We start from the raw sequence: 24,216 nt of genomic DNA, 5'->3' as shown, positions 1-24,216 counted from the left end.
CCCCACCCACAGAGTCGGCAGTCGGAAAATCATCCAGCCCCCGGAGCGGCCACCCCCGGAGCCACCCCCGGCACCCCCCACCCACCCGAAAGCCCACCCCGCACCCCAAGCCCCGCGCAGCGGCCCCCACGTTTGCTCCAGCTAGCACCCTGCTTGCATTTGCAAGCGCCATGTTGCACCCTGTGGACATGGCCTCACTGAACGTCGGCTCGCTCGGCGAGTACATCCGCGAGCAACGCCGCAACGCGCAGTACTCGCTGCGCCAGCTGGCGGAGGCCGCCGGCGTGTCCAACCCGTACCTCAGCCAGATCGAGCGAGGGTTGCGCAAGCCGAGCGCGGAGATCCTCCAGCAGATCGCGAAGGCGCTGCGGATCTCGGCCGAGACGCTGTACGTCCAGGCCGGGATCCTGGAGGAGCGGCGGGACGAGGGCCTGGAGCTGAGGGCCTCGATCCTCGCCGATCCGCTGATCAACGAGCAGCAGAAGCAGGCGCTGCTGGCGGTCTACGAAGCCTTCCTGAAGGAGAACGCCGCCCGCCGGGACCCGGCAGCCGAGGCCGGCACCAACAGCGGCACTTCGACGACACCCGCACAGCCGACGACACCCGCACAACCGACGACCGACGGCCCAGCCGCCTAGACACCCACCGGGAGGACCGGTCATGCCGATCACCGACGAGCTCAAGAAGACCCTCACCGACCCGACCCCGCTGTACGCCCTCGCCGGCGCCGGTGACCTCGCCTACGAGAAGCTGCGCGAGGTGCCGGGCAAGGTCGAGGCGCTGGCCGCGGACCGCAAGGGCGCGCAGGAGATGGCCGGTGCCCGGCTGCAGGAGGCGCAGGCGAAGCTCGCCGAGGCGCAGGCCAAGGTCGCCGAGACGGTCACCACGCTGCCCACGGACTTCAAGGCGCTGCAGGAGCGGGCCCAGGACTTCGCCATCCAGCAGGTCGGCCGGGCGGTCGAGCTGGCGGTCAAGGCGAAGGAGACGTACGACGAGCTCGCCGAGCGCGGCAAGGTCGTGGTCGAGCGCACCCGCCCGGGCTCCCAGACCGAGCCGGCCGAGCCGGCCGAGCCGACCGAGCCCGCGGTGATCGACGCCGAGGTCATCGAGGACGATGCCGCAGCCGCAGCCGCAGCCGCAGCCGAGCCCGCGCCGAAGAAGACCTCCCGCACCCGCAAGGACGCTCCCCGAGGAGAGTGAAGCGCCACCGAACGGGGCACATCCACCGACCGCGGAACGTTGACGGCTTGGCGGACGGTCGCCGTGCCAGGATGGACGGCGGCCCGCACACCGGAGCCGAGAGACAGAGGAGACCGCCATGGGCGGAGTGAACCAGGTTCTGGGCCTGTCCTATCTGAACCCGATCTGGTGGATGTCCGTCGCCATCCTGGGCTTCAAGCTGTTCGCCCTGATCGACGGCGCGTCCCGCCGGGAGGACGCCTACCGGGCCGCGGACAAGAAGACCAAGGGCTTCTGGCTGGCGATCCTGGGGATCGCGTTCGGCTGGGACCTGTTGTTCGGCGTGAACTTCTTCACCGGCATCGGGACGCTCGCCGGGCTGGTGGCGTCGATCGTCTACATGGTGGACGTGCGCCCGGCGATCCGGGAGCTGACCAACCGCGGCGGCCGGGGCGGTGGCGGCCGGAGCAACATGGGGCCGTACGGACCCTGGTAACAAAGCGCAGAAAGAAAGCGGTGCTGCCCGGGAGAGGCTCACAAAACGCCTCCCAGGGCAGCACCGTTTTTCGTGCACCAGCTCAAGCAGTGCCCCGGAGCTCACCCCAGGATGAGCTGCACCGGGTTCCGCTCCAGCAACAGCACCGCGACGTCATCCGTCAGCGCGCCACCGTTCAGCTCCTCGACCTCGGCGATCGCGCTGTCGACCAGCCGGCCGCGGGTGAGCCCGGCGGACTGGTGGTCGCCGACCAGGTCGGCGAGACCGTCCTGGCCGAGGCGTCGGGACCCGGCCCCGACCCGGCCCTCGATGAGTCCGTCGGTGTAGAGCAACAGCCGCCAGCCGGGCCGGAGTTCGATCTCGTGAGCGGGCCAGGCGGCCTCGCCGTCGTCGCACGGCAGCAGCCCGAGCGCGGGCCCGGCGAGGTCGGAGGGCAGGGTCAGCGGCTGGTGGTCGGCGCCGAGCAGGAGGGGCGCCGGGTGTCCGGCGAGATAGAGGCGGGCCCGTTCGCAGGCGCCGAGCGCGTCGAGGTCGCCGCACTCGCCGCCGGGCTCGATGACGAGCATGCAGAGCGTCGCGAAGATCTCGTCGCTGCGCCGCTCGTGTTCGAGGACGTGCTGGAGGGTGGTGAGCAGGGCCTCGCCGGTGAGGCCCGCGAAGACGAGGGTGCGCCACGCTATGCGGAGCGCGACGCCGAGCGCGGCTTCGTCCGGGCCGTGGCCGCAGACGTCACCGATCACGACGTGGATGGTGCCGTCGTCGGTGCGGACGGCGTCGTAGAAGTCGCCGCCGAGCAGGGCGCGGCGGCGGCCGGGGCGGTAGCGGCGGGTGAAGGAGAGGCCGGCGCCGTCGAGCAGCGGGGTGGGCAGGAGGTGGCGCTGGAGGCGGGCGTTCTCCTGGCCGCGCAGTTCGGCCTCGACCAGGCGGCGCTGGGACTCGTCGGCGCGCTTGCGTTCGACGGCGTAGCGCAGGGCGCGGGCGAGCAGCGGGCCGTCCGTCTCGTGCTTGATCAGGAAGTCCTGGGCGCCGGCGGCGACCGCGGCGGCGCCCAGTTCGGCGCCGGCCGCGTCGGTGAGCACGACGACGGCGGTGTGCGGGGCCCGGCGGAGGAGTTCGTGGAGGCCTTCCAGCCCGTCGGAGGAGTCGGAGGGGTGGGGCAGGTCGGAGGGCGCGGCGAGGTCGAGCAGGACGCAGCTGAACTCGGTGCCGCGCGGGCGGCCGCGCCGGGCGCCGGTGGGCGGCGGGGCGAGCAGGCCGGTGGCCTGCTCCAGGCCGCGGGCCCAGTGCACCTCGATGGCGGTGCCGCTGTCGGCGACCGCGGCCTTGATCAGCTGGGCGTCGGAGGCATCGTCCTCGATGACCAGCAGCTTGAGCGGGGCGCCGCCGGCCGCGGCGTCACCTTCGCCGGCCGCCGACGGGTTTGCGGCCCGCGATCGGGGGTGAGGTATCGGGGGAGCGTCCGTGAGCGGGCCGACCGGGACGGGGTGGATGCGGGCACGGCGCGGGAGGGCGCCGTCGAGGGCGTCCGACAGGTCCGCGGCACCTCGTGCCCGCCCGTCTCCCGTTGCGGGCATCGGTGATTCCTCCCTTTCCCCGAGTGCGTAACGGCCGGCGTCCGTCCGCAGTGCCCGCGTGGCACCCTGCGGCGGGGAACTTCTCGCGACCATAACGTGATCTCCGGGGATTTCTCTGGCCCGCCGGGGCCGTTGTGGCTATTGCCACGCCGGTGGCGGTGTGGTGATCGGACTCGGACGGCGACTCGGGCCCGGCCCCGGCGGGTGCCGGGGCGGGCGGAGAAGGGGGCAACATCATGGTGACGCGGATCACCCTGGTCGAGGGTGACATCACGGAGCAGCAGGTGGACGCGGTGGTGAACGCCGCGAACTCCTCGCTGCTGGGCGGCGGCGGGGTGGACGGCGCGATCCACCGCAAGGGCGGGCCGCAGGTCCTGGAGGAGTGCCGGCGGCTGCGGGCCTCGCACTGGGGCAAGGGGCTGCCCACCGGGCGGGCGGTGGCGACGACGGCCGGCCGGCTGCCGGCGCGGTGGGTGGTGCACACCGTCGGGCCGGTGTACCGGGCGGAGGATTACGAGGAGCGGGCGGGGCTGCTGGCCTCCTGCTATCGCGAGTCGCTGCGGACGGCGGCGGAGCTGGGCGCGCGCACGATGGCCTTCCCGGCGGTGTCGGCCGGGATCTACGGGTGGCCGCCGGCCGACGCGGCCCGGATCGCGCTCTCCACCGTCGCCGAGGCGGTGGGCGGCGGCGACGAGCGGGCCGGGGCGGGGCTGGACGAGGTGCGGTTCGTGCTGTTCGGGGCGGAGATGTACGGCGTGTTCGAACGGGCGTGGGCGGAGCTGCGGTCGGACGGCTGAGCGGGACGTGCGGCGGACGTGCTGCGGGCGGGCGGCGGTGTGGGCGCCGCCCGGTGACCTCCATCGTGGCGTGACGGGGCGTCAACGCGCCAGAGGAATTCGATAACTCGTTCGAGTGAAACGCGGGTGTTGCCGCCGGTGTCCGGACGCCGCACCCCGCCGCACCGCCCCGACCTCCCCGCCGCACCGCCCCGACGTCCCCGCCCAACGCCCCGCTACGGCGCGAGCGCCGTCCAGGGCACCGTGACCTCGCCCTGCCGCCACCGCCCGCGCGCGTCCACCAGCGGCCAGTCGCCCGCCAGGGCCGTGCACGCGGCCACCCAGCGCTGGCGCGCCCCGAACGCCCCGTACGGCGCCGCGGCCGCCCAGGCCCGGTCGAAGTCGGCGAGGAACCGGTGCACCGGCCGGCCCGGCACGTTGTGGTGGATGAGCGCCTTCGGCAGCCGCTCGGCCAGGTCGGAAGGCCGTTCCAGGCCGCCCAGCCGGGCCGCGAAGGTCACCGTCCGCGGGCCCTCCGGGCCGAGCGCGACCCAGACGTGCCGCCGCCCGATCTCGTCGCAGGTGCCCTCGACGAGCAGCCCGTCCGGCGCCAGCCGCGCGCAGAGCCGCTCCCACACCGCGCCCACCGCCGACTCGTCGTACTGCCGCAGGACGTTGGCGGCCCGGATCAGCTGGGCCGGCGCGCCGCCGTCGAGCGGCACCTCGAAGCCGCCGCGCCGGAAGGTGAGCAGCGGCGGGGCGGCGTACGGCAGGGCCGCGGCGACCCGCTCCGGCTCGATCTCGATCCCGACCACCCGGACGTCCGGCCGCACCGCGCGCAGCCGTCCGGCCAGTTCGACGGCGGTCCAGGGGGCGGCGCCGTAGCCGAGGTCGACGGCGACCGGCGGCCGGTCGGCGGAGCGCAGCGCGCGGCCGAGGGCGTGGGCGATCCAGCGGTCCATCCGTCGGAGCCGGTTGGTGTTGGTGGTGCCCCGGGTGACCGTCCCGACCGGCCGCCCGCTGCGTCCGCGGGCGGACGGGGGCGAGGGGTCGAAGGAGGCGGCCATGTCCAGAAGGGTACCGAGGGGCCCGGCCCGACCCCTGCCACCTGCACCGTTGTCCGTCCATGGACCCGGCCGGCGGTCCGTCCGGGGACCGGCTGGCGGCCAATCCAGGGACCGGTCGGCGGCCAATCCAGGGACCGGTCGGTGATCAGGTCGGCGATCCGGGAATGCCGGGCATCATCCGAGTGGTTGGCACACTGGTGGTGATGTGTGGGCCCGGACGGGGCAGCGCACACCGGACAGCAGGCGGGCCGGATGCGGGCCGCCGGAGACGGGCCGCACAGAGGAGGCTTCAGCCAGGTGATCCAGCACCCCGTCCGTTCGGTACGCCGCGCCCAGCCGGCCGCGCCCGCGCGCGGTCGTCTCCAGTCGTTGGTCACGGGCCGCCGCCGCCCCCGCCGGATAGCCATGCTCAGCGTGCACACCTCGCCGCTGCACCAGCCCGGCACCGGCGACGCGGGCGGGATGAACGTCTACATCGTCGAGCTTGCCAAGCGCCTCGCCGCGCTCGACGTCGAGGTCGAGGTGTTCACCCGGGCGACCTGCTCGGACGACGCCCCCACCGTCGAGCTGGCCCCCGGCGTCCTGGTGCGGCACGTCACCGCCGGGCCGTACGAGGGCCTGATCAAGGAGGACCTGCCGGCCCAGCTGTGCGCCTTCACCCACGGCGTGCTGCGGACGGAGGCGGGCCACCGCCCCGGCCACTACGACCTCGTGCACTCGCACTACTGGCTCTCCGGGCAGGTCGGCTGGCTGGCCGCCCAGCGCTGGGGCGTGCCGCTGGTGCACACCATGCACACCATGGCGAAGGTGAAGAACGCCGCCCTGGCCGAGGGCGACACTCCCGAACCCGCGGCCCGGGTGATCGGCGAGACCCAGGTGGTCGAGGCCGCCGACCGGCTGATCGCGAACACCACCGAGGAGGCCGCCGAGCTGGCCCGGCACTACGCGGCTCGCCCGGACCAGCTCGCCGTCGTCCACCCCGGCGTCAACCTCGACGTCTTCCGGCCCGACGGGCCGCGGGCGCGGGCGGCCGCGCGGGCCCGGCTGGGCCTGCCGCAGGACGCCGCCGTGCTGCTCTTCGCCGGCCGGATCCAGCCGCTGAAGGCGCCGGACGTGCTGCTGCGCGCCGTCGCCGAACTGGTCGAACGCCTCCCGGCCCTGCGCGAGCGGCTGGTCGTCCCGGTGGTCGGCGGACCGTCCGGCAGTGGGCTCGCCCGGCCGGAGAGCCTGCACAAGCTCGCCGCGCAGCTGGGCATCTGCGACGTGGTCCGGTTCCACCCGCCGGTCGGCCAGGCACAGCTCGCGGACTGGTACCGGGCGGCGACGGCCCTCGTGATGCCGTCCTACAGCGAGTCCTTCGGGCTGGTCGCGCTGGAGGCCCAGGCCTGCGGCACGCCGGTGGTGGCCGCCGCGGTCGGCGGCCTGCCGGTCGCGGTGCGCGACGGAGAGACGGGCACGCTGGTCCACGGCCACGACCCGCGGGACTGGTCGCGCGCGCTGGAGCCGTACGTCACGGACGCCGGCCTGGTCGAGCGGCGGGGCGCGGCGGCGGCCCGGCACGCGTCCGGCTTCGGCTGGGACACGGCCGCGTCGACCACCGCCGAGGTGTACGCCGGCACGCTGGCCCGCCCGGCCGGCCGCCTCACCACGGCCCGCCGCCGACTGGCCTGACACGGCCCGCCCCCGCCAGGGGCGAGGCCCCGGCACCGCAGGACCCCCGCCTGCTGCACGCCACCTGCTGCGCACCGACCGCTGGGCACCGCCTGCTGCGCACCGACCGCTGGGCACCGCCTGCTGCGCACCGCCCGTACCGCCGAGTAACGTCACCCCCATGGCAACCCGCACCAAGGACGAGGCCCTGACCCTCCTGCGCACCGCCCTGGACGAGGCCGGCGTGGCCTGGGAGCCGGCCGCCGCCGACCCGTACACGCTGGTGGCGACCCTCCCGGGCACCCGCAAGCTGAACACCACCTGCGCCCTGCGGGTCGGCGACCACACGCTGTCGGTCAACGCCTTCGTGATCCGCCGCCCGGACGAGAACCACGAGGCCGTCTACCGGTGGCTGCTGGAGCGCAACACCCGCCTCTACGGCGTCGCCTACGCGATGGACGCGCTCGGCGACGTCTACCTGGCGGGCCGCCTCCCGCTGGAGTCGCTCACCCCGGACACCGTCGACCGGCTGCTCGGGACGGTGCTGGAGAACGCCGACGAGCCGTTCAACACCCTGCTGGAGCTGGGCTTCGCCTCGGCGATCCGGCGGGAGTGGGAGTGGCGGACCAAGCGCGGGGAGTCCACCCGCAACCTGGCCGCCTTCGCCCACCTGGCCGCCCCGAAGGCCGACTGACCCGGCCTCCGCGGCGGGCCTCAGGCGCCCGCAGGAGCCTTCGCGGCCTCGGCCGCCGCCCCTACGACTCCGGCGCCTCCGGCCGCCCCGGTGGCCTCGGCGGGCGCGGCGGCCGGGACCTCCGTGACGTTCTCCGCCCGGGGCGCCCGGCCCGCCGTGCCGCCCGTCCGGCGCCCCAGCACCACGTACCCGAGCGCCGCGGCGCTGCCGAGGACCGCGCACACCCCCCACAGCACCGCCGGTCCGGCCCGGTCCAGCAGCACGCCGCCGGCCCCCGGGCCGAGGAACGACGCGAGCGCCCAGGAGAGCGAGTAGACGCCCTGGTAGCGGCCGCGCGCGTGGGTCGGCGCGAGCTCGGAGACGAGGCTCATCATCGTCGGCGCGTTGAGGATCTCGCCGATCGTCCAGACCGCGACGGAACCCGCGAAGACCCAGGCGGACGACCCGGCCAGGGCCGCGAGGCCGAAGCCCCAGCCGGTGAGCAGGCAGCTGGCGATGAGCAGCCGGGTCCGCGAGCGGCCCTCCATCCACCGGGTGAGCGGGATCTGCAGGACCACGATCAGCAGCCCGTTGAGGCCGATGACCAGCCCGTACTCGGTGGACGTGATGCCCGCGTGGCCCATGTCGACGGCCAGGGTGGTGCTGCCCTGCTGGAAGATCAGCGCGAGCACGAGGGTCAGCCCGACGGCCGACATGAAGCGGCCGTCCCGGAACACGGTGCCGAGCCCGACCGCCGGCTCCTTCGCCTCGGCGGCCGTCATCGCCGGCTTCGTCTCCGGGATGCGGACGAAGATCACCACGGCGCAGATCAGCGTGCTGAACGCGTCCAGCAGGAACAACGTGAGGTAGCCGTGGGTGGCGATCAGGCCGGCCGCGGCGGCGGAGAGGCCGAAGCCGATGTTGATCGCCCAGAAGTTCAGCGAGTAGGCCCGGATCCGGTCCTCGGCCGGGACGAGGTCGGCGATGATCGCCGAGGTGGCGGGCCTGGTGGCGTTGTTGCACAGCCCCACCAGGAACGCCACCACCGCGATCGCCACCGGCCCGTCCGCGAAGCCGAGCACGGCCGTGAACAGCGCCGTGCCGAGCTGCGCGGCGACCAGCGTCGGCCGACGGCCGATCCGGTCGGTCAGCACGCCCGCGCCGATCGCGGCGATCGCCGAGCCGAGGCCGAACAGCGAGGCCACCAGACCCGCGTAGGAGTCCGAGTAGCCCCGCTCGGTGGTCAGGTAGAGGGCGAGGAAGGTGACCACGAAGGCGCCGAGCTTGTTGATCAGCGTCGAGGTCCAGAGCCACCAGAACTGCCGTGGCAGTCCGCCCGTCGTCTCCCGGACGACTCTCCGGATCCGGGCAGGGACGGGCGGTGCGACGGGCATGTGGGGACTCCCGGAGGCAGGCGTCCGGCGAGCGGCACGGGCAGGTCCGCTCAGCCGAAAGGTGTAAGTGTCAGAAGTGCGATGCACACATTACTCATGGACAAAGGTCCCGGCCAGGGGTTTTCGGAGCTCCACTAAGCTGGGCGCCATGGCTGACACGACGTACCGACTCATCCTGCTCCGCCACGGCGAGAGCCAGTGGAACCAGAAGAACCTGTTCACCGGTTGGGTCGACGTCGACCTCAACGAGAAGGGCGAGAAGGAGGCCGCCCGCGGCGGCGAGCTCCTGGCCGCCGAGGGTCTGCTGCCCGACGTGCTGCACACCTCGCTGCTGCGCCGCGCGATCCGCACCTCGCAGATCGCCCTGGACAAGGCCGACCGCCACTGGATCCCGGTCAGCCGCAGCTGGCGCCTGAACGAGCGCCACTACGGCGCGCTCCAGGGCAAGGACAAGGCCCAGACCCTGGCGGAGTTCGGCGAGGAGCAGTTCCAGCTCTGGCGCCGCTCGTACGACACCCCGCCGCCGGTCCTGTCCGACGACGACGAGTACTCGCAGGCCGGCGACGCCCGCTACGCCGACATCCCGAGCGAGCTGCGCCCGCGCACCGAGTGCCTCAAGGACGTCGTCGACCGGATGCTCCCGTACTGGTACGACGCGATCGTCCCGGACCTCGCCGCCGGCAAGACCGTCCTGGTCACCGCCCACGGCAACAGCCTGCGCGCGCTGGTCAAGCACCTCGACGGCATCTCCGACGACGCCATCGCCGGCCTGAACATCCCGACCGGCATCCCGCTCGTCTACGAGCTCGACGCCGACTTCAAGCCCCTGAACCCGGGTGGCCGCTACCTCGACCCGGAGGCTGCCGCGGCCGCCATCGAGGCGGTCAAGAACCAGGGCAAGAAGTAACCCCCTTGCCGATGCGGCCCCGTCTCCCGGTTCGCCGGGGGCGGGGCCGCTCGCTGTTCGCCCGCCATTCAACCATCTTGCCGTGCAAGGGAGTTCACGGGAACCGGTGGGCCGACCGAAAGTGGTTCAGACCATTGACGGGCGCGGGTGGGCGCTCCTACCGTGTGGGCATCGGGCTGGCGCAGGCATGCCAAGGATTCCCCGTCCGGCCGCGCACCCCCACGCGCGCGCCTGCGCTCGGCGCACTCTCCATCCACCCCCACGGAGGAGCACCATGCGCAAACGTCATCTCGTCGGGGCGGCCGTCGCCGCCCTGGCGATCCCGCTCACCTTCGCGCTGCCGGCGCAGTCGCACGGCTACATCTCCACGCCCCCGAGCAGGGCCGCGCTCTGCGGCGCGGGCGGGGTCCCGTGGGACTGCGGCGAGATCCAGTGGGAGCCGCAGAGCGTCGAGGGGCCGAAGGGCTTCCCGTCCGACGGGCCGGCCGACGGCACCATCTGCGCCGGCGGCAACGGGCGCTTCGCCGAACTGGACGACCCGCACGGCGGTGCCTGGCCGACCACGCAGGTGACGGCGGGGCAGAGCCTCACCTTCACCTGGAGCTTCACCGCCCGGCACGCGACCTCGGGCTTCGAGTACTACCTGACCAGGCAGGGGTACGACCCGAGCCGGCCGGTCACCCGCGCCGACCTGGACCTGACGCCGTTCCTCACCGTCCCCTACGACGGCTCCCAGGTGCCGCAGAGCGTCAGCCACACCGCGACCCTGCCCGGTGACCGGACCGGCCACCAGGTGGTCGTCGCGGTCTGGGACATCGCCGACACCGGCAACGCCTTCTACTCCTGCACCGACGTCCAGTTCTGACGGTCGGCGCCACGCCGGTCGGCACTGCACCGGTCCGCACTGCACTGGTCCGCACCACACCGGTCGGCACCGCACCGGAACCGGACGGCCGAAAGCGCCCGGCCGCCTCGCATGAGCGGCCGGGCGCCCCGGTGCCTCCTCAGTGGCCGCCGCAGCAGCCGCCGGACGCGCCGCCGCACTGGCAGGGCGCGCCGGACTGGCAGCCGCAGCCGCACCCGGGGCCGCAGCCGCAGCCGGCCGCGAGGACGGGCAGCAGCTTCGCGGGGATCGGTTCGACGGTGTCGTGTGCCGGCGCCGGTCGGGTCGGGTTGGCCTTCATCGTGCTGAACCCTCCTTGTGACGGGCACACTTCCGGTGCCTACGGCTTCGAGTGAAGCCGCCGTTCGGAGGGAGCGTCAACGGGCGCGCAGTGGTGGGCCGCCCGGGAGTCCGTGCGCCCGCACCACCCTCGCCCGAGGTTTAGTCACCCCACGGGGTGAGCCCGACCGCTCCCGAACGCGGCTCACTCCGCGGCCGAGGCCTCCGAGGACGCGACGAAGTCCGCCACGTGCTCGCCCGTCACCAGGTACACGACGCGCTTGGCGACGGACACGGCGTGGTCCGCGAAGCGCTCGTAGTAGCGGCCGACCAGGGTGATGTCGACGGCGGTCTCGATGCCGTGGGCCCAGCGGTCGTCGATCAGGTGGGACAGGAGCTCGCGGTGCAGCGTGTCGATGGCGTCGTCGTCCTGCTCCATCTCCAGGGCCTTGTCGACGTCCTTGGTGGCGATCACCAGGCCGGCCTTGGCCACCAGGCGCTGGGCGAGCTGGCCCATCTCCAGGACGGTGGACTGCAGGTCGCCGGGCACCGCCGAGTCGGGGTAGCGCATCCGCGCGACCTTGGCGACGTGCCGGGCGAGGTCGCCGCAGCGCTCCAGGTCCGAGCTCATCCGCAGCGAGGTGACCACGATGCGCAGGTCGGTCGCGACCGGCTGCTGCCGGGCGAGCAGGTCGATCGCGCGGTTCTCCAGGTCGTGGTGGAGCTCGTTGACCTTCTCGTCGGCCGCGATCACGCTCTCCGCCAGTGCGAGGTCCGCGTCGAGGAGTGCGGTGGTCGCCCGGCCCAGGGCGGAGCCGACCAGCCGGGCCATCTCGACCAGGCTGTCGCCGATCGCATCGAGTTCCTCGTGGTACGCGTCGCGCATGCTCTCTCCTCAGTAGCTGTGTCGGTGGCGGTGCCGACCGGTCATCCCGTACGACCGTCGAGCCGGCGTCCGGGCGACCGCTGCTGGTGCGCGAATGGTACGCGCACCCTCGGGGCGGCGCCCCCGGTTCGGCACGCCACCCACTCCCACACGGGCTGCACGGCCAACTCTGTGCCGTTTGGGCGACCACGTCCGGCCGGTGCGGTGAATCGGCAGCTACGTGGAGGTGAATTCTCGGCAACAGCAGGTCGATGCCTTGATCCGACCCTTGGGGAACGCCGAGTACGTACGCTTACGCTGGCCACATGGACGTGAACGTGGCCGCCGCCGCTGCCTGCGCCATAGCCGGGCTCGGCGTCGGCCTCACGGCCTCGATCGCCTTCCGTTGGAGCGAGCGCGAGCAGGCCAAGGGGAAGTACAGCGGCACCAGTGGCAGGAACTACGGCCGGCACCAGGTTCTGGGTGCCGCCGCCCAGGAGCCCCCGCTCCCGCCGGGCGTGGACACCGTGCTGTCGGTGCTGCGCTCCTGCGCGATCGTGCTCGGCGAGGCCGACGAGGTGGTCAAGGCCAGCTCGGCGGCGTACGCGATGGGCCTGGTCCGCGGCGGTGCCGTCGCCGTCGACCCGATGCTCTCCCTCGCCCGCGCCACCCGCCGGGACGGCGAGATCCGCCAGGTCGAACTGGAGGTGCCGCGCCCCGGTGCGGCCCGCGCCGCCGAGCCGCTCGCGGTCTCGGTCCGGGTCGCCCCGCTGGGCTCCCGGCTGGTGCTGGTCCTGGTCGAGGACCAGACCGACCGCCGCCGGGTGGAGGCCGTCCGCCGGGACTTCGTGGCCAACGTCAGCCACGAGCTCAAGACCCCGGTCGGCGCCCTGTCCCTGCTCTCCGAGGCGGTCGCGGACGCGGCCGACGACCCGGAGGCCGTCCAGCGCTTCGCCGGCCGCATGCAGATCGAGGCCACCCGGCTGGCCAGCCTGGTCCAGGAGATCATCGACCTGTCCCGGGTCCAGGACGACCGGCTGATGGTCGACCCGGAGCCGGTCGCGGTGGACGAGCTGATCGCCGAGGCGATCGACCGCTGCCGCCAGCAGGCCGCCGCCAAGCAGATCCTGATCGCCGCCGGCGGCATCGCGGGCCTCTACCTGCACGGCAACCGCGGCCAGCTCGCCGCCGCGCTCGGCAACCTGGTCGAGAACGCGGTCAACTACAGCCCGCCCCGCACCCGGGTGGCCATCGCCACCCGCCGGATCTCCAGCGCCGCGGCGCTCGGCGAGGCGGACGGCGAGCTGATCGAGATCTCGGTCACCGACCAGGGCATCGGCATCTCCGAGAAGGACCGCGAGCGGGTCTTCGAACGCTTCTACCGCGTCGACCCGGCCCGCTCCCGGGCCACCGGCGGAACCGGCCTGGGCCTGTCGATCGTCAAGCACGTCGCCGCCTCGCACGGCGGTACCGTCTCCGTGTGGAGCGTCGAGGGCCAGGGCTCGACCTTCACCATCCGCCTGCCCGCCGGCCAGGCGCCCACCGCCGAGGACCTGGAGACCGCCCGGGTGGTCGAGGACGCCGACGACCTCGACGACCTCGACGACCTCGAAGGCTTCGACGACCCCGAAGACACCGAAGACACCGACGCCGCAGCCGGCCACGCCGGCGACGACGAACCCGCCGTGGGCGGTGACCCCGGCGCCCGCGCCGAGCCCGCCGCGGCACCCCGAACCCTCACTCCGGACCGCGCGGCCACCACGGCCCGCCCGGGCCGTTCGCTCCCCGCCGGGGAGCGGGAAGAACCCCTGTCAAAGACAACCCAGCTTGCCCCGGAGGCCCGATCGTGACCCGAGTACTGGTGGTCGAGGACGAGGAGTCGTTCAGCGACGCCCTCTCGTACATGCTCCGCAAGGAGGGCTTCGAGGTGGCCGTCGCCGCCACCGGCCCCGACGCGCTGGAGCAGTTCGAACGCAACGGCGCCGACCTCGTCCTGCTCGACCTGATGCTGCCGGGCCTGCCGGGCACCGAGGTCTGCCGCCAGCTCCGCGTGCGCTCCAACGTCCCGGTGATCATGGTGACCGCCAAGGACAGCGAGATCGACAAGGTCGTCGGTCTGGAAATAGGTGCGGACGACTACGTCACCAAGCCCTACTCCACCCGTGAGCTGGTCGCCCGCATCCGCGCGGTGCTGCGCCGCCGCGGCGAGGACGGCGGCGCGGGCGACAACGGCGGCGGCCCGGGCGCCCTGGAGGCCGGTCCGGTCCGGATGGACGTCGACCGGCACGTGGTGACGGTGGACGGCGCCAAGGTCGACCTGCCGCTGAAGGAGTTCGACCTGCTGGAGATGCTGCTGCGCAACGCGGGCCGGGTGCTCACCCGCATGCAGCTGATCGACCGGGTGTGGGGCGCGGACTACGTCGGCGACACCAAGACCCTCGACGTCCACGTGAAGCGCCTGCGCGCCAAGATCGAGCCGGACCCGGGCGCGCCGCGCTACCTGGTCACGGTCCGCGGCCTGGGCTACAAGTTCGAGCCGTAAACCGGCACGGACACGCGGAAGGCCCCCGCCGGCACTCGCCGGAGGGGGCCTTCGCGTCGCCCCCGGCAGGCCCGTGCGGGCCCGCCGGGGGCGGTGTGGAGCGTGTGGAGCGTCAGTGGGTGCCGGCGGACGGCGTGGCCGCACCGGACGGCGTGGCACCGGCGGTGGGGGTGCCGGCGACCGGGGCGACCGGGGCGGTCGGGGTGGTGCCCGCCGACGGGGTGGCGGCACCGGTGGCACCGGTGGCCGGGGCGGACGGGGTGACGCCCGGGGTGGCACCCTTGCCCGGGACGGCGACCGGCGAGGCGGTCGGGCCGAAGCCGTCGTAGAGGCCCTTCTCGTTGGCCGGGCTCACGCCGGCCTGGACGTCGACCTTCTGGCCGTCCTTGAACGCGAAGGTCGTCGGCACCATGCCGCCGACCTTGACGCCCACGGAAGCGAGCCTGGCGGACGGGTTGCCGCCGCCGCCCAGCAGCACGGCGCCGCCGGCCGGGACGACGATGCTGCTCAGCGGGGCGCCCGCGGCATCGGCGAAGGTGGCGGCGGCACCGCTGCCGACGGTGATGGACTGCAGCTCGACCGGGTCGGCCCCGGTGTTGCTGATGTTCACCGTCACGTTGGCGGGCCCGGTCGAGTCGCCCGAGGTGTTGGCCGCGGTGACGACGACGATGTTGTTCAACCGGACGTTCGTGCCGAGCGTCGCCGCGGCGCTGTCCGGCTTGATCTGCAGGGTGTCCGGCTGGTTGCCGGCCGCGCAGGAGGACAGCGAAGCGATGGCGAAGGCGGCGAGGGCGGCGATGCTGCCGCGTCGAAGGCTGCGGCTCACGGCGGCGGCTTCTCCCTAGGTCACGTGTCGGTAGGTCAGGTCTCAGATTATCGACCTCACTTATGCGGTCCTCACGGGGTGGTCCCCGTGTCGCACTCCCGGGGCGGTATGCGGGTCCGTCCGGCCGCAATGTGACGTGCCCGCGCCACGTGATCGCGCCGTTCGGGCGGTGCCCCCGGGGGCCGTTTTCGGGCGGCGACGCGCGGACAAGCTTCGACCAAGATCGAATAACGATCCGGAAACGGCCCGATAAACGGCGAAAACTCAAGATCCAATCACGGTTTCGGGAGTGTTGCGACACGTTTCGCCGGGCGCCGGAACCGCCTCCGACCTGCGGGAAGCCGCTGTCGAACACCGGTCGCAGCACGTCATGGGGGTGCTTGTCAAGCCCCGAGACCCGCCCTGACCTGCGAAAACGCCCTTCGGGTGCGCCGAAAAGCGTGTTATTCTGGAAAGCCACGGAAGGGGTCCTGTCACATGACGTTCAAGGTTGGCGACACGGTGGTCTACCCCCATCACGGGGCCGCGCTGATCGAGGCCATCGAAATTCGCCAGATCAAAGGTGTGGACAAGACCTACCTGGTGCTCAAGGTGCAGCAGGGAGACCTGACGCTCCGCGTGCCCGCCGAGAACGCGGAGTTCGTCGGCGTGCGCGATGTGGTCGGCCAGGAAGGTCTGGACCGGGTCTTCGAGGTGCTGCGCGCACCGTACACCGAAGAGCCGACCAACTGGTCCCGTCGCTACAAGGCGAACCTGGAGAAGCTCGCCTCGGGCGATGTCATCAAGGTCGCCGAGGTCGTGCGCGACCTGTGGCGCCGCGAGCGCGAGCGCGGCCTGTCGGCCGGCGAGAAGCGCATGCTCGCCAAGGCGCGCCAGATCCTCGTCAGCGAGCTCGCGCTGGCCGAGAACACCAACGAGGACAAGGCGGAGACGCTGCTCGACGAGGTCCTCGCCTCGTAGTGCGGTCGGGCTGCCGCCCAACGCTCACAGCGCCCGGTGCCGGCGCGCCGCTCCCGGAGGTATCCGGGAAGCGGTGCTTTGGTACTTCGGGCGCTGAGGCGTGTCCGGACGACGCCTCCCGCCCGAGCCGGTCCAGGCCTGCAAGACCGTTTCTGCGGATCGTGTGGGCCGCGGACCGGGTGGTTCTTCGGAAGGGGTCCGTGCGCCCGTCGTGCACGCCATGGCCATACCCACTTCGCCGAAGGAGTGAAACCTGAACGCGTCAGCAGCAGTCGCAGCAGCAGTGGTGCCCGCCGCCGGACGCGGTGAGCGGCTCGGGCCCGGCGCCCCCAAGGCCCTGCGGGAACTGGGCGGTGTGCCGCTCCTGGTGCACGCCGTCCGGGCCCTGGCCCGCAGCCGGGCGGTCGGCCTGGTCGTGGTCGCCGCACCGGCCGACGGGGTGGCGGAGGTCGTCGCCCTGCTGGACAGCCACGGGCTGGACGGCAAGGACATCCGCGTGGTGGCCGGCGGCGCGACCCGCCAGGAGTCCGTCCGGCTCGGCCTGGCCGCGATCCCGGAGGACGTCGAGATCGTCCTCGTGCACGACGCGGCCCGCCCGCTCGTCCCGGTCGAGGTGGTGGACGCGGTCGCGGCCGCCGTCCGCGCCGGGGCCGTGGCGGTGGTGCCCGCGGTGCCGCTGGCCGACACCGTGAAGCGGGTCGAGCCGAACCCGGGCGGGCCCGAGCCCGTGCTCGACACGCCCGACCGCGCCACCCTGCGCGCCGTGCAGACCCCGCAGGGCTTCGACCGGGCCACTCTGGCCGAGGTGCACGCCAAGGCGCTGGCCGAGGAGGCCGCGGGCGGCACCGGCGTGCCGCCGGTGACCGACGACGCGGGCCTGGTGGAGCGCTTCGGCGGCCGGGTCGTCGTGGTGCCCGGTCACGAGGAGGCGTTCAAGGTCACCCGTCCGCTGGACCTCGTGCTCGCCGAGGCCGTACTCGCCCGCAGGAGGGCCGCCGATGCCTACTGAGCCGCTGTCCGCAGAGCCGGTGTCCGCTGGGCCGGTGCCTGCCGACCGGACCGCTCCCGTCGTTCCCCGCGTGGGCGTCGGCACCGACGTGCACGCCTTCGAGGCCGGGCGCCCGCTGTGGGTGGCCGGACTGGAGTGGCCGGACGCCGAGTTCGGGCTCTCCGGGCACTCGGACGCCGACGTGGCCGCGCACGCCGCGTGCGACGCGCTGTTCTCGGCCGCCGGGATCGGCGACCTGGGCGCCCATTTCGGCACCGACCGCCCCGAGTGGGCCGGCGCGTCCGGGGTGAAGCTGCTCGGCGAGGCCGCCCGGCTGGTGCGCGAGGCCGGTTTCGAGATCGGCAACGTCTCGGTCCAGGTGATCGGTGTCCGGCCGAAGATCGGCAAGCGCCGGGCCGAGGCGCAGGCCGCGCTGTCGGAGGCGGCCGGCGCGCCGGTGTCCGTCTCCGGCACCACCACCGACGGTCTCGGCCTCACCGGCCGGGCCGAGGGCCTGGCCGCGATCGCCACCGCCCTGGTGTACGAACGGCGTTGAGCGCGGCGGGTCCGGCGGGCCGGGAATAACCCGGGCCTGACGAGTGTTCAACAGGCCGTGCGGGGGCCCGAGTCGATAGTGTGCGATGCGGGCCCGCGCAGGCCGCGCAGTGCCGCGTGCCGGGCCCGTACCAGCCGCCGACGAGAAGAGGTTCCCCCGTGGCTTCGCAACTCTCCGACCGTGCCAAGGCCCTGATCGACGCCAAGAGCTTCGCCGTGGTCTCGACGATCCAGCCGGACGGCAGCCCGCAGTCCTCCGTGGTCTGGGTCAAGCGCGACGGCGAGGACGTCCTGTTCTCCACCGTCGAGGGCCGCCGCAAGCACCTCAACCTCGTCAAGGACCCGCGCATCACGCTCGTGGTCAACCCGCCGGAGAGCCCGTACGAGTACTTCGAGGTGCGCGGTTCGGTCACGATGACCACCGAGGGCGGCCGCGAGCTGATCGACGAGCTCGCCGGCAAGTACCGCGGCGAGGAGGTCTACAAGTTCGACGGGCCAGACGACGTCCGGGTGGTCGTGCGGCTCAGCCCGCGCAAGGTGGTCGGCAACATCTGACCCTCCTCCGGGTCCGCCGGCCCGCCGTTCACCGGGAATGTGACCGGGAATGTGGCGGGGCACCCCCTCGTGCCCACTACGCTTGACGCTGTGAGCATTCGCCTGTACGACACCAGCACCCGCCAGGTACGCGACTTCGTCCCGCTTGTACCGGGCTGTGTCTCGATCTACCTGTGCGGCGCTACCGTCCAGTCGGCGCCACACATCGGGCACATCCGGTCCGGGCTCAACTTCGACATCATGCAGCGGTGGTTCGCCTACCGCGGCTACCAGGTGACGTTCGCCCGGAACGTCACCGACATCGACGACAAGGTGATCGCCAAGGAGCGCCAGCTCGGCACCCCGTGGTGGCAGATCGCCTACGAGAACGAGCGCGCCTTCAACGACGGCTACGCGGCCCTCGGCTGCCTGCCGCCGACCGTCGAGCCGCGGGCCACCGGGCACATCCCCGAGATGATCGAGATGATGCAGGGCCTGATCGCGAGGGGCCACGCCTACGCGGCCGACGGCAACGTCTACTTCGACGTGCGCTCGTACCCGGACTACCTCGCCCTGTCCAACCAGAAGCTGGCCGACCTGCGCCAGCCCGAGGGCGACGGCGAGACCGGCAAGCGGGACCCGCGCGACTTCGCGATGTGGAAGTCCGCCAAGCCGGGCGAGCCGAGCTGGGACACCCCGTGGGGCCGCGGCCGCCCGGGCTGGCACCTGGAGTGCTCGGCGATGGCCCACAAGTACCTGGGCCCCGCCTTCGACGTCCACGGCGGCGGGCTGGACCTGATCTTCCCGCACCACGAGAACGAGATCGCCCAGTCCAAGGCCTACGGCGACGACTTCGCCAACTTCTGGGTCCACAACGCCTGGGTCACCATGGCGGGCGAGAAGATGAGCAAGTCGCTCGGCAACTCGGTGCTGGTCTCCGAGATGGTCCAGCGCTGGCGGCCGATCGTGCTGCGCTACTACCTGGGCGCGCCGCACTACCGCTCGATGATCGAGTACAGCGAGGAGTCGCTGCGCGAGGCCGAGGCCGGGTTCGCCCGGATCGAGGGCTTCGTCCAGCGCACCGTCGAGCGCTTCGGGAAGGTCGACGCGGCGCCCGAGGTGCCGCCGGCCTTCGCCGAGGCGATGGACGACGACCTGGGCGTGCCGCAGGCCCTCGCCGTCGTGCACACCGCCGTCCGCCAGGGCAACAGCGCCCTGAACGCGGACGACAAGGAGAACGCGGTGGCGCGTCTGGCCGAGGTCCGTGCGATGCTCGGAGTGCTGGGCCTCGACCCGCTCGACCCGCAGTGGGCCGGGACGGAGCGCGGCGAGGACCTCCACGGCGTGGTGGACTCGCTGGTCCGCCTGGTCCTGGACCAGCGGCAGGCCGCGCGCGAGCGCAAGGACTACGCCACCGCGGATGCCATCCGCGACCAGCTCGGCCTGGCCGGGCTGGCGATCGAGGACACCCCGTCCGGCCCGCGCTGGACGATCAACAACCAGTAACCCCATCTGACGATCGGGGTGAGGGTGGGCCGTGCCGGACCGGTGCGGCCCTCCCGCATGACGTAGCGCATGCCGTCAGCCGCCGCCGGACAGAGCGGGGCGGCCGGGCATGCCGGACAGACAGGAAGTACAGCCATGGCCGGCAACAGCCAGCGCAGGAACCGCCGCAACCCCGGATCGAAGAAGGGCGCGTCTGTCGGGACCGGCGGGCACAGCCGGAAGGCGCTCCAGGGCAAGGGCCCGACCCCGCCCGGCGAGGAGCGCAAGGGCCACCCCAAGCAGCGCGCGGCCAACGCCGCGGTCAAGCGCGAGCGCGACGCCAAGGCCCGCGCCGGCATGCGCCGGGCCGGCGGTGCCGGTCGCGGCGGCCGCGGCGGCGCGGGCAGCGCCGAGCTGGTCTTCGGCCGCAACTCGGTGGTCGAGGCCCTGCAGGGCGACGTGCCGGCCAACGCGCTGTACGTCCAGCAGTTCATCGACACCGACGACCGGGTCCGCGACGCCTTCCAGGCCGCCAACGACCGCGGCATCCCGCTGATGGAGGCCCCGCGCCCGCAGCTGGACCAGATGACCGGCGGGATGAACCACCAGGGCCTGGTGCTCCAGGTGCCGCCGTACGAGTACGCGCACCCCGACGACCTCCTGGTCGACGCCTCCGACGCCGGCCAGGACGCGCTGATCATCGCGCTGGACGGCGTCACCGACTCGCGCAACCTCGGCGCCGTCGTCCGTTCCGCCGCCGCCTTCGGCGCCCACGGCGTGGTCATCCCCGAGCGCCGCGCGGCCGGCATGACCGCCGGTGCCTGGAAGACCTCCTCCGGCGCCGCGGCCCGGCTGCCCGTCGCCCGCGCCACCAACCTGACCCGCACCCTGGAGGCCTACCAGAAGGCCGGCCTGATGGTCGTCGGCCTGGCCGCCGACGGCGAGGCCGAGCTGGGCGACCTGGACGTGCTGACCGGCCCGGTCGTGGTCGTCGCGGGCAGCGAGGGCAAGGGCCTGTCCCGGCTGGTCTCGGAGACCTGCGACATCCGGGTGCGGATCCCGATGTCGGGCCTGACGGAGTCGCTGAACGCCGGCGTCGCGGCGGGCATCGTGCTGTACGAGGCCGCGCGGCTGCGCGCCAAGCGCTGAGGGTTGAGGCGCTGAGGCGCCAAGCGCTGAGCGCTGAGCCGCCGGCCGCCGGTTGCGCAGAGCACAGGACGTGACCGGCGCGCAGGAGATCTTCCGAATTCTCCGTGAACCGGGTGAGAAGCGATCGGGCCCGACCGGGTCCGATCGCTTTTCTCATGATCACTTCAAGTGGACGCCGGATATCCACCCGGGAGAGTGTCCTAAGCGGCCGTCACCCGGTTAGACGGGCGTGGACACCAGAACACAACGGCGGCCCCTGTTCGGCGGCGGCAGTACCGGGATAGACGCGGACCCGGGCCTCAACACCGTCAAGGTGGAGTCGGACCCGGCCCGCCTCAGCAGCACCCAGGCCAGCTTCCGGCTCCGGCTCGGCGCCCCCGTGGAGCCACTGATCGACGCCCCCGCCGGAGCGCTCTCCACCGGCGCCGCGTTCGGGGACCCCTACGCGAGCCAGGGCCTGATCCGTCGTCCGCTGGTCACCCCGCAGGTGGTCGTGCCAGCCTCCGCCGTCCCGGCGATGGCGGGGGCCGCCGGGGGCGGGGCGCCGCGCCGCAAGGGGCGGGTCACCGCCGTCACGTGGACCGGCCAGGCGCCCCCCGGTGACCTCGCGGCCACCCAGCTCCTGGAAGCCGTGCGGCTCAGCGGCTCCCCGGGCGGCGTCGGCCTGGCCGAGGACGACACCCAGGTGATCCCGGGCCTCGCGGGCGCCCGGACCGTCCCGCGCCAGCCGCGCGAGGGCGCCGGCACCGCGACCGACGCGGGCGTCGGCCCGATCGGCGCGCCGCAGGGCTGGACCCCGAGCGGCGAGCTGCCCGAGGTCTCCGCCGCCGACGCCGAGGGCAAGCAGCCCTGGTACCCCGGCCGGCGGGTCGACCTCGGCCTGGTGCTCCTGCCGCTGCGCGCCGTCCTCGGCTCGCTGTCGGTCTACGCCGGGTTCAGCAAGCTCTGCGACCCGGTGTACTTCGACGGCGGCGAACGCGGCTCGATGATGCGCTGGCTGGCCTCGCTGCACCCGTGGAAGGTCGCCGAGCCGCTGCTCGCCTTCGCCATGGCGCACCCCGTCGGCTCCGGCCTGGTGGTGTCGTTCACCGAGATCGTGGTCGGCGTGCTGACCATCCTCGGCCTGTGGCAGCGGCTCGCGGCCGGCGCGGCGATGCTGCTCTCCGCGGCGCTGCTGTTCACGGTCAGCTGGCGGGCCGTCCCGGTGTACGACACCCCCGACCTGATCTTCCTGGCCGCGTGGAGCCCGCTGCTGATCGCCGGGGCGCCGTTCGCCTCGCTGGACGGACGGCTCAACCTGGAGGCCTGGCGGCGGTACGGCTCGGGCGCGCCCGGGGCGCTGCGCCGCCGGGTGCTGCGGCGGGGCACCGTGGTCACCACGCTCGTCGTCGGCCTGACCCTGCTGCTCGGCTCGATGCTCGGCGCGGCGGTGCGCACCAGCGCCCGGCCGCACCAGGCCCCGGGCCGCCCGACCGGCGACTACGGCACGCCGGTCTGGCCGAGCGGCTCCCCGTCCGGCGCCGCGGGCGGCCAGGGCACGTCCACGCAGCCCGCACCGGCCGGCTCCCGCCCGGCCACCCCGGCGGCCAGCCCGACCGCCGCGGCGTCCTCGCCCGCGGCCTCGCACCCGGCCACCCCGACGCCGAGCGCCAAGCACTCCACCAAGGCCGAGGGCGGCCAGAGTTCGGCCCCGGCGTCGGCCCCCACGGCCGCCGCGCAGCCGGCCGGCGGGACGCCCGCCCAGCGCTCCACGCCGGCCCCGGCCGGTTCGGGCACGGGCTCCAAGCCGAGCCCCAGCGGCTCGGGTTCGGGCTCCGGCCTGCTGGGCGGGGTGCTCGGCAGCGGCCCGCTGGCCGACCTGTCGGGCGGCGGCCACTCCAGCCGTCCGGGGACGCCGACGGCGACCTGACCGGGTGGTCCGTCCAGGAAAGGCGGTCGGCCGGGTGCTCCGTGGGGGAGCACCCGGCCGACCGCCTTCTCGCATGGGTTACCGGGGGGGTCTTCTCGCATGGGTTACTGGGGGGCGCGGCCCGCGCCGGCGGCGAGCTCCTTGGCGGCCTCCGTGAGGTCCTTCGCGGTGTCGATCGCGCGCCAGTACACGCCCTGCGGCAGCTGGTAGCCCGCCAGCCGCTTGCTGCGGGCGAGTTGGGGGAACGTGGTGCGCTCGTGGTCGCCCACGTCCGGCAGCAGCTCGGCGAACTCCGGGCTGAACACGTACAGGCCCGCGTTGATGAGGAACGGCGACGGCGGGGCCTCGATGAAGTCCAGCACGTTGCCGAACTGGTCGGTCTCCACCGCGCCCCACGGGATCCGCGGCCGGGCCAGGGCGAGCGTCGCGACGGCGTCCCGCTCGTGGTGGAAGGCGGCCATGTCGCGCAGGCTGAAGCGGGTCCAGATGTCGCCGTTCGTGGCGTACCAGGGCTCGTCCGGGCGGGGCAGCGCCCTGGCCGCGTACTTGAGCCCGCCGCCGCGCCCGAGCGGCTCCTCCTCGACGACCGTGCGCACGCGCAGCGGCAGGTCCGCCTTGTCCAGCCACTCCTGCAGCACGTCGGCCAGGTGCCCGCAGGACACGACGACGTCCGTGACGCCCTCGGCGGCGAGCCACGCCAGCTGGTGGCCGAGGATCGGCGTGCCCGTGCCCGGGATCTCGACCAGCGGCTTCGGGCGGTCGTCCGTGTAGGGCCGCAGCCGGGAGCCCTGGCCGCCGGCCAGGATGACGGCCTGCGTGACGGGCGTCGTGGTCGGCCGCGGCGGCTGGGCCTGCGGGGACGTGGGGTCGGCGGCGGGGCCGGAGTCAGCGCTCATGGCTGAACAATAGGCGCGCGGACGGGGGTTGGAGCCGCGGTTGCCGGGGCGGCGGGTGCGCGTTCAGGTGTTTGGGCGTGTGGACTGGTGGGCCAGCGGGCTGGCCGGCGGGCGTGCGGGCCGGCGGGTAGGCGTCAGCCCGTGATGCCGGCCGCGAACGAGCCGTCGCAGACCGGGCGGGCGAACGAACGGGCCCGCTGGACGTCGCCCTGGTACTTCTTCACCGTCGCCCGGCCCAGCTCGGTGGCGAGCGAGGTGCAGTACGGCGTCAGGGCGGGCTGCTCGCGCATCGAGCGCTCCAGCAGGTCCAGCGCGGCGGCCGGGCTGTGCTCGCGCAGCTCGTCCAGCATCGCGACGCGCAGCGCGTCCTGCGGCGCCAGCCCGTCGGGAGTCTTGCCGGCCGCGCCCGCGGTGCGTCCGATGCCCGCGCCGTCGCTGCTGGACGCCGCGACGACCTGCTGGTCGAGCCCGGTCGGCGGGGCCCACGGGACCCGGGTCACGGCGAGGGTGCCGGTGGTCACCAGGACGACGGGCAGGGTGAGGGCGACGGTCTGGCCGATACGGCGCAAAAGCTGCTTCACGCTCAGGAGCGTAGCGGTGGGTGCGCCCCGGATCGCCCTCCGTTACAC

25 protein-coding genes are annotated in these 24,216 nt (G+C 73.7%); 17 read left to right on the top strand and 8 right to left on the bottom strand.

Annotated features, from left to right (window positions below):
* Positions 1–188: 188 nt before the first annotated feature.
* From ACFVU9_RS28680 to ACFVU9_RS28670, 3 genes are all read left to right on the top strand, one after another.
* Positions 189–638: a helix-turn-helix domain-containing protein gene (locus ACFVU9_RS28680; protein ID WP_380447114.1), complete on the top strand. Its 450-nt coding sequence runs from the start codon at positions 189–191 to the stop codon at positions 636–638.
* A 22-nt stretch (positions 639–660) separates the two neighbouring features.
* Positions 661–1,200 (top strand): hypothetical protein, encoded by a 540-nt coding sequence (locus ACFVU9_RS28675; RefSeq protein WP_387598213.1) that lies wholly within the window; start codon positions 661–663, stop codon positions 1,198–1,200.
* A gap of 118 nt (positions 1,201–1,318) precedes the next feature.
* Positions 1,319–1,675, top strand: a complete 357-nt coding sequence (locus ACFVU9_RS28670) for a DUF2516 family protein (protein WP_380447110.1) — start codon at positions 1,319–1,321, stop codon at positions 1,673–1,675.
* 101 nt (positions 1,676–1,776) lie between these two features.
* Here the strand turns inward: ACFVU9_RS28670 and ACFVU9_RS28665 are convergent, their stop codons facing one another.
* Complete coding sequence (locus tag ACFVU9_RS28665; RefSeq protein ID WP_380447108.1) at positions 1,777–3,249, bottom strand: PP2C family protein-serine/threonine phosphatase; 1,473 nt, start codon at positions 3,247–3,249, stop codon at positions 1,777–1,779.
* Positions 3,250–3,488: 239 nt separating this feature from the next.
* On the opposite strand from ACFVU9_RS28665, the gene ACFVU9_RS28660 reads away from it, so the two are divergent.
* On the top strand, positions 3,489–4,046 hold the full coding sequence (locus ACFVU9_RS28660) for an O-acetyl-ADP-ribose deacetylase (protein WP_387598216.1): 558 nt from the start codon (positions 3,489–3,491) through the stop codon (positions 4,044–4,046).
* A gap of 215 nt (positions 4,047–4,261) precedes the next feature.
* Here the strand turns inward: ACFVU9_RS28660 and ACFVU9_RS28655 are convergent, their stop codons facing one another.
* Positions 4,262–5,092, bottom strand: a complete 831-nt coding sequence (locus tag ACFVU9_RS28655; protein ID WP_380447106.1) for a class I SAM-dependent methyltransferase — start codon at positions 5,090–5,092, stop codon at positions 4,262–4,264.
* A gap of 297 nt (positions 5,093–5,389) precedes the next feature.
* Here ACFVU9_RS28655 and mshA point away from each other — a divergent pair, with 297 nt between their 5' ends.
* Entirely contained in the window at positions 5,390–6,763 is a 1,374-nt protein-coding gene (mshA, locus tag ACFVU9_RS28650; protein ID WP_380509483.1) for a D-inositol-3-phosphate glycosyltransferase, read from the top strand.
* Between the two features lie 160 nt (positions 6,764–6,923).
* Positions 6,924–7,436 carry a YbjN domain-containing protein gene (locus ACFVU9_RS28645; protein ID WP_387598208.1) on the top strand — a complete coding sequence of 171 codons (513 nt, stop codon included), beginning with the start codon at positions 6,924–6,926 and terminating at the stop codon, positions 7,434–7,436.
* 20 nt (positions 7,437–7,456) lie between these two features.
* Here ACFVU9_RS28645 and ACFVU9_RS28640 read toward each other — a convergent pair whose 3' ends face one another.
* A complete protein-coding gene (locus ACFVU9_RS28640) occupies positions 7,457–8,809 on the bottom strand; it encodes an MDR family MFS transporter (protein ID WP_387598205.1) in 1,353 nt (450 codons plus the stop codon).
* A 148-nt stretch (positions 8,810–8,957) separates the two neighbouring features.
* On the opposite strand from ACFVU9_RS28640, the gene ACFVU9_RS28635 reads away from it, so the two are divergent.
* The gene (locus tag ACFVU9_RS28635; RefSeq protein ID WP_380447098.1) at positions 8,958–9,716 is read left to right on the top strand and encodes a phosphoglyceromutase; all 759 of its coding nucleotides are present in this window, start codon (positions 8,958–8,960) and stop codon (positions 9,714–9,716) included.
* 274 nt (positions 9,717–9,990) lie between these two features.
* Positions 9,991–10,581, top strand: a complete 591-nt coding sequence (locus ACFVU9_RS28630) for a lytic polysaccharide monooxygenase (RefSeq protein WP_380447096.1) — start codon at positions 9,991–9,993, stop codon at positions 10,579–10,581.
* A gap of 139 nt (positions 10,582–10,720) precedes the next feature.
* Here the strand turns inward: ACFVU9_RS28630 and ACFVU9_RS28625 are convergent, their stop codons facing one another.
* Both ACFVU9_RS28625 and phoU read right to left on the bottom strand, forming a co-directional pair.
* Positions 10,721–10,900, bottom strand: coding sequence for a hypothetical protein (locus ACFVU9_RS28625; protein ID WP_380447094.1), 180 nt, complete (start codon positions 10,898–10,900; stop codon positions 10,721–10,723).
* 183 nt (positions 10,901–11,083) lie between these two features.
* A complete protein-coding gene (gene phoU / locus ACFVU9_RS28620; protein ID WP_380447092.1) occupies positions 11,084–11,764 on the bottom strand; it encodes a phosphate signaling complex protein PhoU in 681 nt (226 codons plus the stop codon).
* Positions 11,765–12,069: 305 nt separating this feature from the next.
* Between phoU and ACFVU9_RS28615 the strand changes: the two genes are divergently transcribed.
* The gene (locus ACFVU9_RS28615) at positions 12,070–13,593 is read left to right on the top strand and encodes a sensor histidine kinase (protein ID WP_380447090.1); all 1,524 of its coding nucleotides are present in this window, start codon (positions 12,070–12,072) and stop codon (positions 13,591–13,593) included.
* On the top strand, positions 13,590–14,285 hold the full coding sequence (locus ACFVU9_RS28610) for a response regulator transcription factor (protein WP_031069385.1): 696 nt from the start codon (positions 13,590–13,592) through the stop codon (positions 14,283–14,285). Before ACFVU9_RS28615 ends, ACFVU9_RS28610 begins: the two co-directional genes overlap by 4 nt.
* Positions 14,286–14,397: 112 nt before the next feature.
* On the opposite strand, the gene ACFVU9_RS28605 is transcribed toward ACFVU9_RS28610, so the two are convergent.
* Positions 14,398–15,111 carry a DUF461 domain-containing protein gene (locus tag ACFVU9_RS28605; RefSeq protein ID WP_380447088.1) on the bottom strand — a complete coding sequence of 238 codons (714 nt, stop codon included), beginning with the start codon at positions 15,109–15,111 and terminating at the stop codon, positions 14,398–14,400.
* Between the two features lie 477 nt (positions 15,112–15,588).
* Here ACFVU9_RS28605 and ACFVU9_RS28600 point away from each other — a divergent pair, with 477 nt between their 5' ends.
* From ACFVU9_RS28600 to ACFVU9_RS28570, 7 genes are all read left to right on the top strand, one after another.
* Positions 15,589–16,071: a CarD family transcriptional regulator gene (locus tag ACFVU9_RS28600; RefSeq protein WP_030244332.1), complete on the top strand. Its 483-nt coding sequence runs from the start codon at positions 15,589–15,591 to the stop codon at positions 16,069–16,071.
* Between the two features lie 253 nt (positions 16,072–16,324).
* On the top strand, positions 16,325–17,080 hold the full coding sequence (gene ispD / locus ACFVU9_RS28595) for a 2-C-methyl-D-erythritol 4-phosphate cytidylyltransferase (protein WP_380447116.1): 756 nt from the start codon (positions 16,325–16,327) through the stop codon (positions 17,078–17,080).
* On the top strand, positions 17,070–17,615 hold the full coding sequence (gene ispF, locus ACFVU9_RS28590; RefSeq protein ID WP_387598199.1) for a 2-C-methyl-D-erythritol 2,4-cyclodiphosphate synthase: 546 nt from the start codon (positions 17,070–17,072) through the stop codon (positions 17,613–17,615). Before ispD ends, ispF begins: the two co-directional genes overlap by 11 nt.
* Before the next feature lie 158 nt (positions 17,616–17,773).
* Entirely contained in the window at positions 17,774–18,169 is a 396-nt protein-coding gene (locus ACFVU9_RS28585; RefSeq protein WP_380447084.1) for a PPOX class F420-dependent oxidoreductase, read from the top strand.
* 90 nt (positions 18,170–18,259) lie between these two features.
* Entirely contained in the window at positions 18,260–19,654 is a 1,395-nt protein-coding gene (gene cysS, locus ACFVU9_RS28580; RefSeq protein WP_380447082.1) for a cysteine--tRNA ligase, read from the top strand.
* A gap of 135 nt (positions 19,655–19,789) precedes the next feature.
* Positions 19,790–20,782: a 23S rRNA (guanosine(2251)-2'-O)-methyltransferase RlmB gene (gene rlmB, locus ACFVU9_RS28575; RefSeq protein WP_380447080.1), complete on the top strand. Its 993-nt coding sequence runs from the start codon at positions 19,790–19,792 to the stop codon at positions 20,780–20,782.
* 229 nt (positions 20,783–21,011) lie between these two features.
* The gene (locus ACFVU9_RS28570) at positions 21,012–22,691 is read left to right on the top strand and encodes a DoxX family membrane protein (RefSeq protein ID WP_380447078.1); all 1,680 of its coding nucleotides are present in this window, start codon (positions 21,012–21,014) and stop codon (positions 22,689–22,691) included.
* A gap of 104 nt (positions 22,692–22,795) precedes the next feature.
* Here the strand turns inward: ACFVU9_RS28570 and ACFVU9_RS28565 are convergent, their stop codons facing one another.
* Together ACFVU9_RS28565 and ACFVU9_RS28560 are read right to left on the bottom strand one after the other, a co-directional pair.
* Positions 22,796–23,587, bottom strand: coding sequence for an NDP-sugar synthase (locus ACFVU9_RS28565; protein ID WP_387598194.1), 792 nt, complete (start codon positions 23,585–23,587; stop codon positions 22,796–22,798).
* Positions 23,588–23,721: 134 nt separating this feature from the next.
* Positions 23,722–24,168, bottom strand: coding sequence for a hypothetical protein (locus tag ACFVU9_RS28560; RefSeq protein WP_380442448.1), 447 nt, complete (start codon positions 24,166–24,168; stop codon positions 23,722–23,724).
* Between the last annotated feature and the right edge of the window lie 48 nt (positions 24,169–24,216).

It is taken from the genome of Kitasatospora sp. NPDC057936 (genome assembly GCF_042887525.1).
Lineage (GTDB): Bacteria > Actinomycetota > Actinomycetes > Streptomycetales > Streptomycetaceae > Kitasatospora.
The sequence above is the reverse complement of the archived record's forward strand: the minus strand, read 5'-3'. Positions and strand labels throughout refer to the sequence as shown.